Raw genomic sequence first — 18,195 nt, 5'->3', positions numbered from 1 at the left:
AACAGCCAATGCTTCGCCTGATTTGCGAGGCCGTTCCGTATTGAGGTTAGCATTCCGATGTTTGAACTGCTGAGAAAATTGGCCCGCACCTGGGTCGCCAAAGGCCTGATGCTGTTGCTTGTGGCATCCTTCGGGATCTGGGGCGTGTCGCGGTCCTTGATCGGCGGGAGCACCGGATCGACCGTCATCACTGTCGGCGACCAGCAGATCGGCGCCGCGGAATATCGCCTCGCCTATCGACGCCAGCTCTCGGCGCTGAGCCAGCAGTTCGGCACGCAGCTGTCGCCGGAGCAGGCCCGCGCCTTCGGGCTCGAACAGCAGACCAACTCCCAGCTCGTCGCCGGTGCCTCGCTGGACCAACTGGCTGCTGACATGAACCTCGGCCTGTCGCAGGACCGGCTCGCCAAGCTGATCGGCGAGGACCCGGCATTCAAGTCGAACACTGGTCAATTCGACCGCGGGCTGTTCACAAGCCGCCTCGCCAATGCAGGCATCAGCCAGGACGACTATATCAACGAGCGTAGCAAGGTCGCCGTACGCGGCCAGATCGTCGATTCCATCTCCAACGGCTTCAAGGCACCGCAAACGCTGGTTGCCGGCCTTAAGGAGTTTCACGACGAGAGCCGCAGCATCGACTACCTGATCCTCACCAATGCGAACATCGATCCGGTCAAGGCACCGGCCGACGATGTGCTTGCAAAGTGGTTCGAGGGCGTAAAGTCGCGGTACCGCGCGCCGGAGTATCGCAAACTTTCCTACGTGAAGCTGCAGGCAGCCGACATTGCCGATACCGCCGCCATCACGGACGATGCGGTGCGCGCCGAATTCGAAAAGCGCAAGGAAAGCTTCACGACCCCGGCAACCCGGACCATCGAACAGCTGAGCTTTGCCAACAAGGACCTGGCGGACGCGGCTTCCGTCGCCCTTAAAACCGGCACGACCTTCGACCAGCTCGTGACCGATCAGGGCAAGACCGCCAGCGACGTCATGCTCGGCACATTCAACAAGGCAAGCGTTCCGGATTCAGCCATTGCGGAGCCGGCTTTCGCTGTGACCAAGGACGGCGGCACGACCGGCGTCATCGAGGGATCGTTCGGACCTGTGATCCTGCGCGTCACCAACATCAAGGTGGAAAGCGCCAAGTCGTTCGAGGACGTCAAGGAAGACCTGCGCAAGCAGATGGCGATTGCTGCAGCGTCTTCGCAGATCGCCGACCTGCACGACAAGTTCGAAGATGCACGCGGCTCCGGCGCGACACTGGTCGAAGCAGCGCAGCAACTGAAACTGAAGCCCGTGACGGTCGATTCCGTCGACGCCACCGGCCTCGACAAAGCCGGCAACGAGGTCAAGGATATTCCCGAGCGCCAGAAGCTGCTCACGGAAGCCTTCAAGACCGATGTCGGCGTCCAGGCACTTCCCGTTCCCATCGGCAGCGACGGCTATGTGTGGTTCGACGTGCTGGACGTGACGCCCGAGCACGATCGTCCGCTTGCGGAGGTGCATGACAAGGCGGCTGCCGACTGGACTGCAGAACAACAGAAGGTCGCCCTCGCCGCCAAGGCCACCGCCCTGAAGGATGAGGCCAAGAAGGGCAAGTCGCTCGCCGATATTGCCGCGCCGCTCGGCATTGCCGTTGAGAACAAGACCAACGTGACGCGCAACATGGACGACAGCGTCCTTGGCCGCGCTGGCGTATCCGCAGCGTTCTCCGGACCTGTCGATACCGTTGCCAGCGCCGTCGGCGGCGACGACACGACGCAGATCCTGCTGAAAGTAACGGACGTCAACACGACGCCGCCAGCCACGGATGTCCTTGCCAACCAGGATCAGCAGATTTCCAGGATTGCAGACGCTGCCGGTGACGATATCCTCGACCAGATGGTTGCCGAGTTGCAGACGAAATACGGCGTGACCGTAAACCGCGAGGCCGCGGCTCAGGCCGTGCAGCGCTAAGCTAGGGAACCGACGTCTATGGCCGATCTGAAGCCACTGCTTGCCAAAGTCGCTGGCCATGAAAGTCTGACGCGCGACGAGGCGCGGCAGGCTTTCGAGATCCTGATGTCCGGCGAAGCCACGCCGTCGCAGATCGGCGGCTTCCTGATGGCGCTGCGGATGAAAGGCGAAACCGTCGACGAGATCGTCGGCGCCGTCACCACGATGCGCGCCAAGATGCTTCCGGTGGAAGCTCCGGCCGATGCCATCGATATCGTCGGCACCGGCGGCGACGGGACCGGCACCTATAATATTTCCACACTCGCCGCCTTGATCGTCGCCGGTTGCGGCGTGCCGGTAGCAAAGCATGGCAACCGGGCGCTGAGCTCGAAGTCCGGTGCTGCCGACAGCCTTTCGGCGCTGGGCGTCAAGCTCGACATCTCGCCGGAGCATATAGGCCGCTGTATCCGGGAGGCAGGTATCGGCTTCATGTTCGCCCAGATGCACCATTCCGCGATGCGGCATGTCGGTCCTTCCAGGGTGGAACTCGGCACCCGGACGATCTTCAATCTTCTAGGGCCCCTGTCGAACCCTGCAGGTGCGCGTCGGCAGCTGCTCGGCGTCTATGCGCCGCAATGGGTGGTGCCGCTTGCCGAAGTGCTGCGCGATCTCGGTGCCGAACGCGTGTGGGTCGTCCATGGCGACGGCCTCGACGAGATCACCACGACGGGGATGACGCAGGTCGCGGCACTCGAAGACGGCAAGATCAGGACGTTTGAACTTGGCCCCGGCGATTTTGGCGTGCAGCATGCTGTTCTGGCCGACCTCAAGGGCGGCGACGGCGTTGCCAATGCGGTAGCCTTGCGTGCCGTGCTCTCCGGCGAAAAAAATGCCTATCGCGATATCTCGCTGATCAACGCCGCTGCGTCGCTCGTCGTAGCCGGCAAGGCCGGGACCGTCATCGACGGCATGCGGCTGGCCACAAAATCGCTCGACAGTGGCGCTACGGCTGCCGCTCTCGACAGGCTGATTGCCGTCTCCAACGACGGCGACTGAAGGAAGGGCTCTCGCCATGACCGACATTCTCAAAAAAATCGAAATCTACAAGCGCCAGGAAATCGAGGCCGCAAAGGCATCGGTGTCGCTTGCCGACCTCAAGGCCATGCAGGCGGACCAGACGCCGCCGCGCGGCTTCCACCGGGCCCTCGTGGCAAAGCATGAGGCTGGCCTGTTCGGCCTTATTGCAGAGATCAAGAAGGCAAGCCCGTCCAAGGGGTTGATCCGGGCTGACTTCGATCCGCCGGCATTGGCTGCGGCCTACGAGACGGGCGGGGCTGCCTGCCTTTCCGTGCTGACCGATGCCCCGAGCTTCCAGGGCTCCCCGGCGTTCCTGACGGCTGCCCGCGCCGCCTGCAACCTGCCGGCCCTGCGCAAGGATTTCATGTTCGAGACCTACCAGGTCCAAGAAGCCCGCGCCTGGGGTGCCGACTGCATCCTGCTGATCATGGCATCGCTTTCGGACGAAGATGCGCAGCGCCTGCAGGACGAGGCCTTCGGGCTTGGCATGGATGTGCTTGTGGAGGTGCATAACGAGCCGGAAATGGAGCGTGCGCTGAAATTGTCGTCGCCGCTGATCGGCATCAACAACCGCGACCTGCGCACTTTCGAGGTCAGCCTTGCCACCAGCGAAAGGCTGGCACCGATGGTGCCTGCGGATCGGATGATCGTCGGCGAGAGCGGCATCTTCACCCACGCCGACTGCGTCAGGCTGCAGGCCTGCCGCATCAATACCTTCCTGGTCGGCGAAAGCCTGATGCGCAAGGACGATGTGGAGGCGGCAACGCGGACCCTTCTGACGGGCGAAGCCGCCTCGCTGGCGGCCGAATAGCATGGCAGCGGAGCACGGCGCTCTCACGCACATCGACGCGTCCGGCGAAGCCCATATGGTCGATGTCGGCGACAAGGCGGAGACCATACGAAGTGCCACGGCTTCGGGCCATGTGAAGATGCAACCGGAGACACTCCGGCTGATCCTCGAGGGTAACGCCAAGAAAGGCGACGTCATCGGCACGGCGCGCCTGGCAGGGATCATGGGCGCCAAGCAGACGTCGAGCCTCATTCCGCTTTGCCATCCGCTCATGCTCACCAAGATCGGTGTGGAGATCACGCCGGACCCTAGCCTCCCCGGACTTCGGGTTACGGCGACCGCAAAGCTCACGGGACGCACCGGCGTCGAAATGGAAGCCTTGACCGCCGTCTCCGTTGCCTGCCTGACGATCTACGACATGGCCAAGGCCGCCGATCGGCTGATGGAAATCGGCGGCATCCGGCTCGAGGAAAAGTCCGGCGGCAAATCCGGCGACTTCCGCCTTGCAGGCCCATCCTCATGAGCCTGCTGCCCGTTGCCGAGGCGCAGGCGCGGCTGCTGGTCAAGGTCCGGCCAGTCGCTGACTACGAGACCGTGACGCTCAGCGACGCCTCCCGTCGCGTACTGGCGACAGACCTTCCAGCCCGTCTTACCCAGCCACCATTCAACGCCTCGGCGATGGACGGATACGCGATCCGGCACGCCGATCTCTCTGCACCGAATACCAGTTTGAAAGTCATCGGTGTCTCGGCCGCCGGTCACGCGTTCGATGGGTCTGTTGCCGAGGGAGAAGCAGTTCGCATCTTCACCGGCGCACCTCTGCCTGAGGGTGCCGACAGTGTGCTTCTGCAGGAGGATGTCGAGGCGACCGGCGACGGCAGCATCCGCTCGACCTATCCGGTCCGCGCCGGCCAGCATATGCGGCGACGGGGCCAGGATTTCGTCGACGGCGAGATCGTGCTGCCGCACGGCACAGTCATGGACTTCACCCGGCTTACGGTGGCAGCAGCCATGAACCATGCGACGCTGACCGTCTTCCGCAGACCGCTTGTCGCGATCCTTGCCACCGGCGATGAACTGCTGCCGCCCGGCGCAATCCCCGGTCCATCGCAGATCCTGGCCTCAAGCACCTTCGGCATTGCAGCGCTCGCTCGACAAGCCGGAGCCGATATCCTCGACCTCGGCATTGCGCCGGATGACAGCGCGGCAATTACGGCGGCTGTTGAACGTGCGCGCGACGCCGGTGCAGATGTCATCGTCACGCTCGGCGGGGCCTCCGTGGGAGACCACGACCTCGTGCAGGCGACGCTCGTGGCAGCAGGCATGCAGCTCGACTTCTGGCGGATCGCCATGCGGCCCGGCAAGCCGCTAATGGTCGGCAGCCTCGGATTGGCACATGTGCTCGGCCTGCCCGGAAATCCGGTATCGAGCCTTGTCTGCGGCATCCTGTTCCTGGAGCCGCTCATCCGCAAACTTGCCAGTCTGCCGCCGATCCAGCGCGCGGCAACTTCGCTGACGGCGACACCGCTCGCCGCGAACAATCAGCGTCAGGACTATCTGCGCGCAACGCTTTCCAGATCGCCGGATGGAGGCTGGTCTGCAGAGCCTTTCGGCAAGCAGGATTCGTCGATGATGAAGATCTTTGCCCAGGCGGATTGCCTGATCGTCCGGCCGCCAAATGCGCCGGCGATGCCTGCCGGCATGCCCTGCCCCATTCTCCTGCTGCGGCCCGACCTGCAGGGCTGACGCCCTTACCAAGCAACTGCCAGAATCACATCGGGCGACTTTCGCCGCCCGATGGAAGTTCTTCTGTTGCTGACCCGCTTACCTGACGGGTGGCTTTTCGTGGTGGCCGCCGAAGCCGGCGCGCATGGCGGACAGGACCTGGTTGGCAAAGCCGTCATTGCCGCGCGAAGAGAAGCGGCTGAAGAGGGCCGCGCTCAGGACAGGTGTCGGAACGCCTTCATCGATAGCGGCCGAAATCGTCCAGCGGCCTTCGCCGGAGTCCGAAACGCGGCCGGCATACTGCGACAGGGCCGGATCTTCGTGCAGCGCATCTGCCGTCAGATCGAGCAGCCAGGAGGTGATGACGCTGCCGCGACGCCAGACTTCTGCGATTTCCGGGATGTCGAGGTTGTACTGATAGAATTCCGGGTTCGACATTGGCGCTGTCTCGGCGTCCGCCTCGGCCTGCTGCATGCCGATATTGGCGTGGCGCAGGATGTTGAAGCCTTCTGCGTAGGCAGCCATCAGGCCATATTCGATGCCGTTGTGGACCATCTTGACGAAGTGACCGGCGCCGTGCGGACCGCAATGCAGGAAGCCCTGCTCTGCCGTGCTTTTGGCCGCCGCGACTTCGCTGCGCTGGGCAGACGACTTGACGTCGCCCATGCCGGGCGCAAGCGTTGCAAAGATTGGCGACAGATGCTGGACGGTCGGCGTTTCGCCGCCGATCATCAGGCAATAGCCGCGCTGCAGGCCGAACACGCCGCCGCTGGTGCCGACGTCGACATAGTGGATGCCCTTTTGCTTCAGCATTGCCGCACGACGGATGTCGTCGTGGTAATAGGAATTGCCTCCATCGATGATGATGTCGCCCTCTTCCAGCAACGGCACCAGCTTGGTCAGTTCGTTGTCGACGATGGCGGCCGGCAGCATCATCCAGATCGCGCGTGGCTTATCCAGCTTGGCGACAAAATCCTCAAGGCTGGAGCTGCCAGTGGCACCCATGCCCTTGAGGTCCTCGACGCTCTGGGCGCGGGCGTCGAAAACGACGGCCGTGTGGCCGTTTTTCATCAGCCGCTGCACCATGTTGCTGCCCATGCGGCCGAGGCCGATCATACCAATCTGCATAGTCACGTCTCCTTGGGACGGTTTTGGAGCGGTCGCTCCGGTCAAGTGTATAAGGTGATTTTGCGACAGGCCTTAGTGCTCGCAAATTACGGCTTCGAGGGTTAGCAGGCAAGCGTAGCTGCGAAAGATCAAGAATACGTGAGCAACCCTAATCGTTTGAATTACATCTTCCTACTGCCATTGGGGCGCAGGCTCAAGCCTCCAATGTGGGGCCGATGTAACGAGCCCGCGGTCGGATCAGCTGGCCACCGGTAGCCTGCTCCATTGCATGTGCCAGCCACCCGACCGTCCGCGCCAATGCAAAGACGATCATCGGCGCATCGTGCGGCAGGTCGTAAGCGACGGCAAGCGCCGTCAAGGCAAAATCGGCATTGGCGCGATCGCCGACGATTTCCTCGGCGGCCTCCTGCAGATCGGCGAAATGCGAAGGAAGGTCGAAATGTCGGAGCAGCGTGATGGCCCTGATATCGCCGTGCGGATAAAGGCGATGCCCGAAGGCTGGAAGCTTCCGCCCCTGAGCCAGATAGCGGCCCACCGCCTCGTGGGCACCAAGCTCCTCAGCGTTGCCGACGAGCACCCTGACAGCCTGCCACGCGCCACCATGCAGCGGTCCCGTCAACGTTGCCAGTCCGGACAGGACCGCTGCAGACAGCGAGGAGCCTGTCGAGGCTGTGACGCGGGCGGCAAAGGTCGAGGCATTCAGTTCGTGATCGGCAAACAGCACCAGCGCGCGGCGAAGGATCGACGCTGCGGCAGGGCGACCCCAGCTTTCCGCCAGACGACTATGCAGGGGCTGGTCGCCGGACCCGGTTGCAAGCACATTTGCGACGGTGGCGAGAACGCTCTGCGCGTCGCCCTGCAGCGCGGGCTGGAATCTCTCCATGGACGGTAGATCCCGCGTCGCCCGAGCTGCCAGTGCAACCAGCGCCGATGCGATTGTAGCGCTGTCTTTCGAGGCATCGTTCTGCGCCAGGGAAGACAGCGGACGGCGCATATCCCAGAGAAGGGCTGCAACTTCCTCAAGCGTCGCATTCTCCGACAGCGCTACGGCATCCCTGCCCCTGTAGAACAGCCGGCCATTGGCAACGGTCGAGACAGCCGAGGGCAGCATGGGATCGCCCCATTGGATTGCTTCGGCAGCAACAGTCTCGCTCTTGCGGCGTCCGGCCTGACGGTTCGCAAGCCGGAGCACGTCATCGCGAAAATAGAGGCTGCGGCGGCCCTCGGCCGGGTCGGGCTTGGCGCGGATCCGGCCCCGGCTGACATTGGCGTACAAGGTCTGCTGTTTCGTCCCGAGCAGTTCCAACGCCTCCTCTGCAGTCAGCCACGACATGGCATCCTCATATTGATCGAAAGCATCAAGATTGACGTCAATACAAATGGCGCTGATCCTTGCGCATAGTCAAAGGAGAAGACGATGAAAAGTGGATTGGACGATGTCATTGCCGCAGAAACCCGGTTGTCCGATGTCGACGGGCTTGCCGGTCGCCTGGTGATCTGTGGCGTGTCGCTGGACGACCTCGTGGCAACGAGCCGCTATGAGGACGTTGCCCAGCTGTTGATTACGGGGCTTTTTCCGGAGACGACCGATGTCGATGGGCTAAAGTCACTTATCGGTGACGCGCGGGTCTCAATGTTCGATATCGTAACCGAGAGCGAACCAGGCGTGTTCAGCATGCCGCCGGTCGAAGCCATCAGGGCGCTGCTTGCCCGCGTACCGGATGGTGCGGACCATGCCACTGCGGTGAGGCTGATGGCAGCACCTGCCGTATTCCTTCCGGCAGTGCTGCGGCTTCGGGACGGCAAGCCGCCGATACGCCCGGATCCCGGCCTTTCTCAGGCCGAGGATATTCTGAGAATGCTAACCGGCATCATGCCCACCGCAGAACAGACGGCGGGACTCGATGCCTATCTGGTCACCATCGCCGACCACGGATTGAACGCCTCGACCTTTGCAGCCCGTGTGATCGCTTCGACCCAGGCCGGGCTCACTTCCTCCGTGCTCGGTGCGCTCGGAGCCTTGACAGGACCGCTGCATGGCGGCGCGCCGGGGCCGGTGCTCGACATGCTGGACGCCATCGGCGAGCCTGCCAACGCGCGTGCGTGGATCGCTGCCGAACTCGACAAGGGCGAGCGGCTGATGGGGTTTGGCCACCGCATCTACCGGGTGCGCGATCCGCGCGCCGATGCGTTGAAGACGGCGCTGAAGCCGATCGTTGCCGCCGGACAGGTGGATGGACGGCGGATGGCGCTGGCGGAAGCGGTGGAGCAAACCGCGTTGTCGTTATTGCGCGAACGCAAGCCGGATCGGCCCATCGAGACCAACGTCGAATTCTACACGGCATTGCTGCTCGATTCGCTCGGTTTCCCCCGCGAGGCATTCACCGGCGTATTCGCCATCGGCCGCGTGGTCGGCTGGATTGCCCACGCCCGCGAGCAGGTGATGGACGGCCGGCTTATCCGCCCTCAGTCGCGTTATACAGGACCATTGCCCAAGGCCGCCTGACCGTCGGTCGATAAACCCGGATCCGCCGATATTGGTTGATCCGCAAGGCAGCAGATCTGTCAGGTCGTGGTGGATTGCCCCGGGACAAGGTTTAGGGTCACTTCGTCATAACCGCGCAGTTTGTAGACCAACGTCGAGATCAGCCAGCTAGCGGCGAAGATGCCGACGACGGCATAGCCGAAATTGGCGAGATTATCGTTGAGGTCGGCGATGGTGCGCCAGATGCCGCCCTCGATCCCGAGCTTATCGACGATAAGGCCAAGTGCCTCCATGCCGCCGATGAAGATCGCCACGGCGACGGACGCTGCGGTGATCGTCAGATTGTACCAGAGCTTGCGGACCGGATTGATGAAGGCCCACCCGTAGGCACGGGTCATCAGGACGCTGTCGGTGGTGTCGAGCAGCGACATGCCGGCCGTGAAAAGGGCGGGAAAAACGAGGATCGTCCAGAACGACATGCCCTGCGCTGCTTGTGTCGCCGATATCCCGAGCAGGCCGATTTCCGTCGCCGTGTCGAAGCCGAGGCCGAACAGGAAGCCGATGGGGTACATGTGCCATGAGCGCGTGACGACCTTGAACATCGGCCGGAAGATGCGCGCGAGGAAGCCGCTGTTCGACAACAGCGCATCTAGGTCTTCCTCAACGATCGTTTCGCCGAGTCTTGCACGACGGAACGCTGTCCAGATACCGCGCAGTACGAAGAAATTGGCAACGCCGATGACGACCAGGAACAGCGCAGAAACAGATGTCCCCACGATGCCGCCGACATCGCGGAAAGCGCTGAGCGGCATCATCGAAGCAGTGGCCGCGATGGCGATCGACGCCAGCACGACGATACTGGAATGACCGAGCGAAAAGAAGAATCCAACGGAGACAGGTGACTTGTTGTCCTGCACCAGCTTGCGCACGACGTTGTCTATGGCCGCAATATGATCGGCATCGAACGCATGCCGCAAGCCGAGCATGTAGGCAAGGAACGCCGTGCCGAGCAAGGCGGGACGGTCTGAAAAAGCAGTCCACGCCCAGACCCACGCACCGATATTGAAACCTATCAGCAGAACATATGTCATGGTGATCTTCGCCCCGGCTTGGTCTTTCAGGTCGTCAAACGGATTGGGCATCAAACTTCACTTCTGGCCAGTGGCCGCATCGCGAGCAATACAACCGCGTCGAAAAAACCATCCGGCCAGCTAACCTCATCAGAAGCATGCACCCTTTGAACGCCGTGAGGCCGGAGCGGAGAACCGGCTGACTATCACCTCGCTCGTCGCGACTTGCAAGCTCTGCGCCGTCGACCCGGAGGCCTAAGTGACCGGAACGCTTGGCCATCATCAAGGAAGGTAGCAAGCCGTTGGCTGGCCTACCGGCTGTGGTGGATTGATTGGAATGTGATAGCTGTTGCTTCGTCCCCTGTGATAGTTCTTTGGACATGACAGGCAAACACCAGCACCTTTGGCCCGGCGTCCCTCTTGCTCTTGGCTCTGCAATTTTGTTCGGGGCATCCGCGCCGCTTTCCAAGCTACTTTTGGGGTCAGTCGACCCTTGGCTGTTGGCAGGTATCCTATATGTTGGAGCCGGCCTTGGGCTCGCTGCATTCAGCTTGATCCGCCGCCTGATTGGCCTTCCGAACGTCGAGGCTCCCCTCCAAAGGGCAGATGTTCCCTGGCTGGGCCTCGTGATTTTGTTCGGTGGCGTGCTTGGCCCACTTTTTCTGATGCTGGGACTTTCCCGGACCTCGGCATCGTCAGGATCGCTGCTCCTCAATCTTGAGGGATTGGCGACAATGGGGATCGCGTGGCTTTTCTTTCGTGAGAATGTCGACCGGCGACTGCTATTCGGCGCGGCGGCGATCATCGCTGGCGCGGTCGTTTTATCGTGGAACGGTGAGAGACTTCAACTCGGTTTGGGTAGCCTGTTCATCGCAGCCGCTTGCGTGTCATGGGGCATCGACAACAACCTGACGCGCAAGCTGTCATCCTCCGACCCAGTTCAAATCGCGATGATCAAGGGGCTCGTTGCAGGTACGACAAATCTTGCACTAGCGATGACATTCGGTGCGTCGTTGCCGAATGCTGTCCTGGTTAGCGCAGGTTCTCTGGTTGGATTTCTCGGCATAGGCGTCAGCCTCGTGATGTTCGTGCTTGCGCTTCGCCATCTCGGGACGGCCCGAACGGGCGCTTACTTCTCGTTAGCGCCTTTTATTGGCGCAGCACTGGCTGTTATTCTGTTCGATGAAGCGATTTCCGTGCAACTCGTCACCTCGGGTGTCCTTATGGGCATAGGCCTGTGGTTTCACCTTGCAGAGCGCCACGAACACGAACATCAACATGAAGCGCTGGAGCACGACCACTCGCATATCCATGACGAGCACCATCAGCACCTACACGCCGAGCCATCCGGTGAACCTCATTCGCATTGGCATCGCCATGAGCCACTGCGCCACAAGCATGCACACTACCCTGACCTGCACCATCGCCATTCGCATAAATAGTCCGTTACGCCGCCGGGGTCTGGAAGCGTTCGGGTAGGTTGCCGTCTGACGCAGCTCAAAAAGAAACCCGGCTTTCGCCGGGCTCCGAATGTTGTCCGTAATGTCCTTCTCGCCTCAAACCAGGCGGCTCTGTTCGAGTGCTGCCTCGATGAAGCTTGCGAACAGCGGATGCGGGTCGAGAGGACGGGACTTCAGTTCCGGATGGTATTGGACGCCGATGAACCACGGATGATCCGGGTACTCGATCGTCTCCGGCAGCACGCCGTCCGGTGACATGCCGGAGAATACCAGGCCGCAGCTTTCCAGCCGGTCCTTGTAATCGACATTGACCTCGTAGCGATGGCGATGGCGTTCGGAAATATCCGAAGACCCATAGATCTCCGCAATCTTCGTGCCTTTCTTGAGCGCCGCCTTGTAGGCGCCGAGGCGCATCGTACCGCCGAGGTCACCTGAGGCCGCGCGCTTCTCCAGCTGGTTGCCCTTGATCCATTCGGTCATAAGGCCGACGACCGGTTCGCTGGTCGCGCCAAATTCCGTCGACGAGGCATGCTCGATGCCGGCCAGGTTGCGGGCCGCCTCGATGACCGCCATCTGCATGCCGAAGCAGATGCCGAAATAGGGAACAGCGCGCTCGCGAGCGAAGCGGGCCGCGTGGATCTTGCCTTCCGAACCGCGCTCGCCGAAGCCGCCGGGCACGAGGATGCCGTGCACCTTTTCGAGATAGGGAGCCGGGTCTTCCTTTTCAAAGACCTCCGATTCGATCCACTCGAGCTTGACCTTGACGTGGTTGGCGATGCCGCCGTGATGCAGCGCCTCGATCAGCGACTTATAGGCATCCTTGAGGCCGGTGTACTTGCCGACGATGGCAATGGTCACCTCGCCCTCAGGCGTATGGATACGATTGCAGACTTCCTCCCACGCTTCGAGACGAGGCTTCGGTGCCGGTTCGATGCCGAAGGCAGCCAGCACTTCGTTGTCGAGGCCTTCCTTGTGGTAGGCCGTCGGCACATCATAGATATTGGCAACGTCCAGCGCCTGGATAACAGCGGACTGGCGGACGTTGCAGAACAGCGAAAGCTTCTTGCGCTCGGCTTCCGGGATCTCGCGATCGGCACGGACGAGCAGGATATCGGGGTGAATACCGAGCGCCTGCAGCTCCTTGACGGAATGCTGGGTCGGCTTGGTCTTCAACTCGCCGGCAGCCGGAATATACGGCATCAGCGTCAGGTGGACGTAGACTGCCGCGCCGCGCGGCAGGTCGTTGCCGAGCTGGCGGATGGCCTCCATGAAGGGCATCGCCTCGATATCTCCGACAGTACCGCCGATTTCGCAGATGACGAAGTCGTAGTCGTCGTTGCCTTCGGTGACGAAATCCTTGATCTCGTTGGTCACGTGCGGAATGACCTGGACGGTGGCACCGAGGTAATCGCCGCGGCGTTCCTTGTCGATAATGTTCTTGTAGATACGACCGGTCGTGATGTTGTCGGTCTTCGTGGCGGAGCGGCCGGTAAAGCGCTCGTAGTGCCCGAGATCGAGGTCGGTCTCTGCGCCGTCATCCGTGACGAAGACTTCGCCGTGCTGTGTAGGGCTCATCGTGCCCGGATCGACGTTCAGATAGGGGTCGAGCTTGCGCAGGCGGCATCTATAACCGCGGGCCTGCAGGAGTGCTCCGAGAGCAGCGGCCGCAATTCCCTTGCCTAGAGAGGAAACCACGCCGCCGGTGATGAATACATATCGCGCCATGGGAGCCACCGGTTACCTTTTAACAAATGATTCCGCCAGCCCCAAAATTCTTTTCCAGAACTTTTGAAGCCGAGGCGGAGGATGGACAAAATAAAACCGGCAGGTTTTGAGACCTGCCGGAGGATTATTTCAGGGTCTGTTACTGACCCGTGGGGACACCGGTCGGCGCCGGTGCTGGCGTTGCCGGGGCAGCCTGGCCGGAAGGCGAAGCGGGTGCCGTCCCTGCTGGTGCCGTTCCTGCCGGTGCAGTCCCCGCAGGCGCAGTGCCTGTCGCAGGCTTTGCGCCGCCGAGCGAATCGAGAATGCCGCCGCTCTTCGTCTGTGCAGCTGGCGTGATCCGGTCGAGAATGTCGGTCGGGCGACCTTCATAGCGCGACAGGACGCCGAGACCGAGCGACGTGATGAAGAACAGCGTCGCAAGTATCGCCGTCGTCCGGGTCAGCGCATTGGCAGCGCCACGAGCGGACATGAAGCCCGACCCACCGCCGACGCCAAGGCCGCCGCCTTCGGAGCGTTGAATAAGAACCACTCCGACCAGCGCAAGCACGATCATGAGATGAATGACAATCAATACGGTCTGCATAGGTCCAGTCCCGCCCGCGTATACGGGCATAAGAAGAAAAGCTCGCGGCTCTTTACATGAGCCTATCGCCTATTCCAAGCCTTTTCATCGTAGCTCGCCCCAGCAGCTGAAAAACGGCAGGAGGCGGTCGACGTCAGGCCGTGTGTTTCAGATATGCGTTGTATATCGCGATGAAATCGACCGATTTCAAGCTTGCGCCGCCGACCAGCAAGCCATTGACGTTATCGATGCCGATGAGAACAGCGGCGTTGGCAGGGTTCGCGGAACCGCCGTAGAGGAGCCGCATGTTTTTGCCCGTCCGTCCCAGCCGGGCCACGAGATCGGCGCGCATGAAAGCATGGGCGGCGGCAATCTCTTCTTCCTGCGGCACCAGGCCGGTTCCGATGGCCCAGACCGGCTCATAGGCGATGACGGTATCGTCCGCCGTCGAGCCGCGCGGGACCGATGCTTCGATCTGCCGCTTCAGAACATCGATGGTATGGCCGGATTGACGCTCTTCGGCGGTTTCGCCTACGCAGATGATGGCGGTCAGTCCTGCCGCATGTGCGGCCTCCGCTTTGGCCCGCACGAGTTCGCTGCTGTCGCCATGGTCCCGGCGCCGCTCGGAGTGACCGACGATCACATAGGTGCCGAAGCAATCCGCAATCATCTCAGCGGAAATGTCCCCGGTGTGGGCGCCGGCGCGGTGCTGGTGGCAATCCTGGGCACCGATCGCCAGAGGGCTATCGTCGCAGAGCGCGGTGGCGACGTAAAGCAGCGTTGCCGGTGGGCAGAGCAGTGCCTCGACCTTCTCCGCCTGCGCCTCACCGATCGCATCCGCGATAGCCTTGATCTCCGTCAGGCTGTCTCGCGTGCCGTTCATTTTCCAGTTGCCCGCCAATAGCGGACGTATCTTCTGTGTCATGGCGCCTCTCCTCCCGTCGCTTTTGCATGCGGACCTAGCAAAAGTATCGGCAAAATGAAAGTTGCGCGCCAGTGCGCCATCCCGATTGGCGTTCGTCGCTCCAGATGGAAGCGATAATCACGTTCGACGCGCGGGTGAAAACAGCCAGTTGAGGGCCTTGCGCCAGTCCAGCATGCGCAATGGCGTTCCGTGGGTGCCGTTGGTATAGAGCGTGAAGCGGGCCGGATACTTTGCCTTGGCAAGCTTTTCGAACTGTGCCTGCTGGTCTGCGGCCGCATAGACCTTGTCGGCGCTGCCATGGGCAAACCAGATCGGCAACCGCGCCTTGTAGAACGGGCTCTTGGCGAAGGTCGGGTCGGTCACGGCTGACATCATCACCATCCCGGAAAGCCGCTTGACGCTCTCGACATCCCGCGTGATCCCCCAGCAAACGATGCTGCCCATCGAGGCGCAGGAGAGGATGACGGGCTTGCCGCCCGATTGTTCGGAGGCTACCCGGATCAGCGCCGCGACATCGGCTACGCCTTCGGCATCGAACGTCCTGATGGTCGGCGCATAGTAGCTGCCGCCATTGTCGACCACGAGGTTTTTCAGCCGGTTGAAGTTGCCGCCGAACATATAGTCGTTCGAGCCCAGCCGCCGGTCGCCGGCTCGACCGTGGACGAAGATCACCGTGAAGGCCTGGCCGGTCGCAGGTCCAACCCTGGTGACATCGAGTTTGCGCGCATCGAGAGCCAGTGTCTCGTCGGTCTGCTTCCAGCGTACGCCAAGCCCGAGATAGGCCGGCTTGACGCGGCGCTCCGGAACGATGTCCCGGCCGTTGATGTCGCGCATCTCCTGGTAGTCGATGGTTTCGAACGCACCGTCATCGTGGCTCTCGACGACGGCCTGGCTGGAAAACAGCTCGTCCTTGAACGGCTTCAGTTGCACGGCAGACGCGTTCGTGGACAGGAAGGCGATAAACGCGACGGTGGCAGCGATCTTGAAGAAATGAACTGTGGACATTGGCATGCCGATGGGACCCTTTGAAGAACTGTGGCTTGCCATTCGGCGATGGCCGACGCAAATCTTTTTTCCCATTGGTCCCGGAATCTGCCTGCGTCGCTTTTTTGCAAGATTTCTGCCAGAATCCGGATCAGTCGAGCGTGCAGCGCCATTCGATTCGCTCTGGCCTGCCACCGCTCGCGGGGATAACTCTCACTTAAGATTTGAACACGCTTATGGATGACAGCAACGATCTCTTTTCCGCAGTCTCGACGATCGCCGCAGCACCGGAAGTCGCCAAGAAGGCAGATGCCCCGAAGAAGCCTGAAGCCGCCCCTCGCCCGGCGCCGCCGACGCAATCGTCCTCCGACGGCTACGATGCCTCGGCCATCCGCGTGCTTGAAGGCCTCGAACCCGTCCGCATGCGTCCCGGCATGTATATCGGTGGTACCGACGAAAAGGCGCTTCACCATCTGTTCGCCGAAGTCATCGACAATTCGATGGACGAAGCGGTCGCTGGCCATGCCAATTTCATCGAGGTCCATCTCGACGTCGAGGGCTACCTGACCGTCAGCGACAACGGCCGCGGCATACCGGTGGAAAACCATCCGCAGGTGCCTGGCAAGTCGACACTCGAAGTGATCATGACCAAGCTGCACGCCGGCGGCAAGTTCGATGGCAAGGCCTACGAGACCTCAGGCGGTCTGCATGGGGTCGGCGTTTCCGTGGTGAATGCGCTTTCCGACGACATGGAAGTCGAGGTTGCCCGCAACAAGAAGCTCTACCGCCAGCGGTTTTCACGAGGGATTCCGCAGGGCGGGCTCGAGGAACTCGGCGATATCCACAATCGTCGCGGCACGCGCGTGCGCTTCCATCCCGATCCGCAGATCTTTGGCGATCACGCCAAGTTCGATCCGGCCCGTGTCTTCCGGATGGCCCGCTCCAAGGCCTACCTGTTCGGTGGCGTCGAGATCCGCTGGAGCTGCGATGCCGGAATGCTGCCGGAAGGCTCCGATATTCCCGACAAGGCAGTCTTCCATTTTCCGGGCGGCCTGAAAGACTATCTGCAGGCGACGATGGGCAAGGAGTTCACCGTCACCCGCGAGATCTTCGCCGGAAAGTCGGAGAAGGCCAGCGGCCACGGCTCTCTGGAATGGGCTATCAGCTGGTACGGCGGCGATCCGCAGGTGCATTCCTATTGCAACACCATTCCGACCGCCGAAGGCGGCACCCATGAAGCAGGCCTGCGCATTGCGCTGCTGAAGGGTCTGAAGAACTATGCGGAGTTGACGCAGAACAAGCGCGCTGCCGCGATCACCACCGACGACGTGATGATTTCAGCCGTCGGCATGCTGTCGGTGTTCATTCGCGAGCCCGAATTCGTCGGCCAGACCAAGGATCGGCTGGCCAGCGCCGAAGCCCAGCGCATTGTCGAAAATGCCTTGCGCGACCCCTTCGACCACTATCTCGCCGACAATCCAGCAGAATCGGAAAAGCTGCTCGACTGGGTGATCGAACGCGCCGAAGAGCGACTGCGTCGCCGCAAGGAAAAAGAGGTCAACCGCAAGACCGCAGTCCGCAAGCTGCGACTGCCGGGGAAGCTGTCCGACTGCTCGCAGAATACGGCTGCCGGCGCCGAACTCTTCATCGTCGAAGGCGATTCGGCCGGCGGCTCGGCCAAGCAGGCCCGCAATCGCTCCAACCAGGCGATTCTTCCGTTGCGCGGCAAGATCCTGAACGTCGGCAGCGCCACCCGCGAAAAGCTGTCGGCCAACCAGCAGATCTCCGACCTGATCCAGGCCCTCGGCTGCGCAACGCGTGCGAAATATCGCGACGAGGATCTGCGCTACGAGCGCATCATCATCATGACCGACGCCGATGTTGACGGCGCCCACATTGCGTCGCTGCTGATCACCTTCTTCTACCAGGAAATGCCGGACCTGATCCGGGGCGGCCATCTGTTCCTTGCCGTGCCGCCGCTCTACCGGCTGACCCAGGGTGCAAAAACCCTTTATGCCCGGGACGACGCGCACCGTGCCGAGATCATGAACACGGTGTTCAAGGGCAAGAAGGTCGAAATCGGACGCTTCAAGGGCCTTGGGGAGATGATGCCGGCACAGCTCAAGGAAACGACGATGGACCCTGCGCGGCGGACGCTGCTGAAGGTCGCGATCGACGATGTCGATTTCGAGGGGACCCGGGATGCGGTGGATGCCTTGATGGGCACAAAGCCCGATGCCCGCTTCCGCTTTATCCAGGAACGCGCAGCCTTTGCGGAAAACCTCGATATCTAGGATCGATATAGGGGAGTGACGTGAGGTAGACTTTTTCT

At 61.8% G+C, this 18,195-nt stretch carries 15 protein-coding genes; 8 read left to right on the top strand and 7 right to left on the bottom strand.

The window, feature by feature from the left end; translation table 11 throughout:
- The first annotated feature begins 57 nt into the window (after positions 1–57).
- The 5 genes from PR017_RS06715 to PR017_RS06695 are packed head-to-tail and all read left to right on the top strand — an operon-like array spanning position 58 to position 5,545.
- Positions 58–1,953 carry a peptidylprolyl isomerase gene (locus tag PR017_RS06715; RefSeq protein WP_111215677.1) on the top strand — a complete coding sequence of 632 codons (1,896 nt, stop codon included), beginning with the start codon at positions 58–60 and terminating at the stop codon, positions 1,951–1,953.
- Between the two features lie 18 nt (positions 1,954–1,971).
- Positions 1,972–2,988 carry an anthranilate phosphoribosyltransferase gene (gene trpD / locus PR017_RS06710; protein ID WP_111215676.1) on the top strand — a complete coding sequence of 339 codons (1,017 nt, stop codon included), beginning with the start codon at positions 1,972–1,974 and terminating at the stop codon, positions 2,986–2,988.
- A gap of 16 nt (positions 2,989–3,004) precedes the next feature.
- Positions 3,005–3,820: an indole-3-glycerol phosphate synthase TrpC gene (gene trpC, locus PR017_RS06705; RefSeq protein WP_111215674.1), complete on the top strand. Its 816-nt coding sequence runs from the start codon at positions 3,005–3,007 to the stop codon at positions 3,818–3,820.
- A gap of 1 nt (position 3,821) precedes the next feature.
- A complete protein-coding gene (moaC, locus tag PR017_RS06700; protein WP_111215673.1) occupies positions 3,822–4,322 on the top strand; it encodes a cyclic pyranopterin monophosphate synthase MoaC in 501 nt (166 codons plus the stop codon).
- A complete protein-coding gene (locus PR017_RS06695; protein ID WP_111215671.1) occupies positions 4,319–5,545 on the top strand; it encodes a molybdopterin molybdotransferase MoeA in 1,227 nt (408 codons plus the stop codon). The genes moaC and PR017_RS06695 overlap by 4 nt, the downstream gene beginning before the upstream one ends.
- 78 nt (positions 5,546–5,623) lie before the next feature.
- On the opposite strand, the gene gnd is transcribed toward PR017_RS06695, so the two are convergent.
- Positions 5,624–6,652, bottom strand: coding sequence for a phosphogluconate dehydrogenase (NAD(+)-dependent, decarboxylating) (gene gnd / locus PR017_RS06690; protein ID WP_111215670.1), 1,029 nt, complete (start codon positions 6,650–6,652; stop codon positions 5,624–5,626).
- A gap of 193 nt (positions 6,653–6,845) precedes the next feature.
- Positions 6,846–7,985: a citrate synthase family protein gene (locus PR017_RS06685; protein WP_111215668.1), complete on the bottom strand. Its 1,140-nt coding sequence runs from the start codon at positions 7,983–7,985 to the stop codon at positions 6,846–6,848.
- Positions 7,986–8,069: 84 nt separating this feature from the next.
- Between PR017_RS06685 and PR017_RS06680 the strand changes: the two genes are divergently transcribed.
- Complete coding sequence (locus PR017_RS06680) at positions 8,070–9,158, top strand: citrate synthase/methylcitrate synthase (RefSeq protein WP_111215666.1); 1,089 nt, start codon at positions 8,070–8,072, stop codon at positions 9,156–9,158.
- Between the two features lie 59 nt (positions 9,159–9,217).
- Here PR017_RS06680 and PR017_RS06675 read toward each other — a convergent pair whose 3' ends face one another.
- The gene (locus tag PR017_RS06675; protein WP_425070017.1) at positions 9,218–10,279 is read right to left on the bottom strand and encodes a HoxN/HupN/NixA family nickel/cobalt transporter; all 1,062 of its coding nucleotides are present in this window, start codon (positions 10,277–10,279) and stop codon (positions 9,218–9,220) included.
- 308 nt (positions 10,280–10,587) lie between these two features.
- On the opposite strand from PR017_RS06675, the gene PR017_RS06670 reads away from it, so the two are divergent.
- Positions 10,588–11,649, top strand: a complete 1,062-nt coding sequence (locus PR017_RS06670) for a DMT family transporter (protein ID WP_111215782.1) — start codon at positions 10,588–10,590, stop codon at positions 11,647–11,649.
- Between the two features lie 114 nt (positions 11,650–11,763).
- Here the strand turns inward: PR017_RS06670 and PR017_RS06665 are convergent, their stop codons facing one another.
- The 4 genes from PR017_RS06665 to PR017_RS06650 all read right to left on the bottom strand — a co-directional run bounded on the left by PR017_RS06665 (position 11,764) and on the right by PR017_RS06650 (position 15,890).
- Positions 11,764–13,392 (bottom strand): CTP synthase, encoded by a 1,629-nt coding sequence (locus PR017_RS06665; protein ID WP_111215663.1) that lies wholly within the window; start codon positions 13,390–13,392, stop codon positions 11,764–11,766.
- A 139-nt stretch (positions 13,393–13,531) separates the two neighbouring features.
- Entirely contained in the window at positions 13,532–13,975 is a 444-nt protein-coding gene (secG, locus tag PR017_RS06660; protein ID WP_111215662.1) for a preprotein translocase subunit SecG, read from the bottom strand.
- 133 nt (positions 13,976–14,108) lie between these two features.
- The gene (tpiA, locus tag PR017_RS06655) at positions 14,109–14,879 is read right to left on the bottom strand and encodes a triose-phosphate isomerase (protein ID WP_111215660.1); all 771 of its coding nucleotides are present in this window, start codon (positions 14,877–14,879) and stop codon (positions 14,109–14,111) included.
- Between the two features lie 117 nt (positions 14,880–14,996).
- Positions 14,997–15,890, bottom strand: coding sequence for an alpha/beta hydrolase (locus PR017_RS06650; RefSeq protein ID WP_111215781.1), 894 nt, complete (start codon positions 15,888–15,890; stop codon positions 14,997–14,999).
- 209 nt (positions 15,891–16,099) lie between these two features.
- On the opposite strand from PR017_RS06650, the gene parE reads away from it, so the two are divergent.
- On the top strand, positions 16,100–18,157 hold the full coding sequence (gene parE, locus PR017_RS06645) for a DNA topoisomerase IV subunit B (protein WP_111215659.1): 2,058 nt from the start codon (positions 16,100–16,102) through the stop codon (positions 18,155–18,157).
- The last annotated feature ends 38 nt before the right edge of the window (positions 18,158–18,195 follow it).

It is taken from the genome of Rhizobium tumorigenes (genome assembly GCF_003240565.2).
Lineage (GTDB): Bacteria > Pseudomonadota > Alphaproteobacteria > Rhizobiales > Rhizobiaceae > Rhizobium > Rhizobium tumorigenes.
Note: the sequence above shows the minus strand (reverse complement) of the source record. Positions and strands in the feature narration are given on the sequence as shown.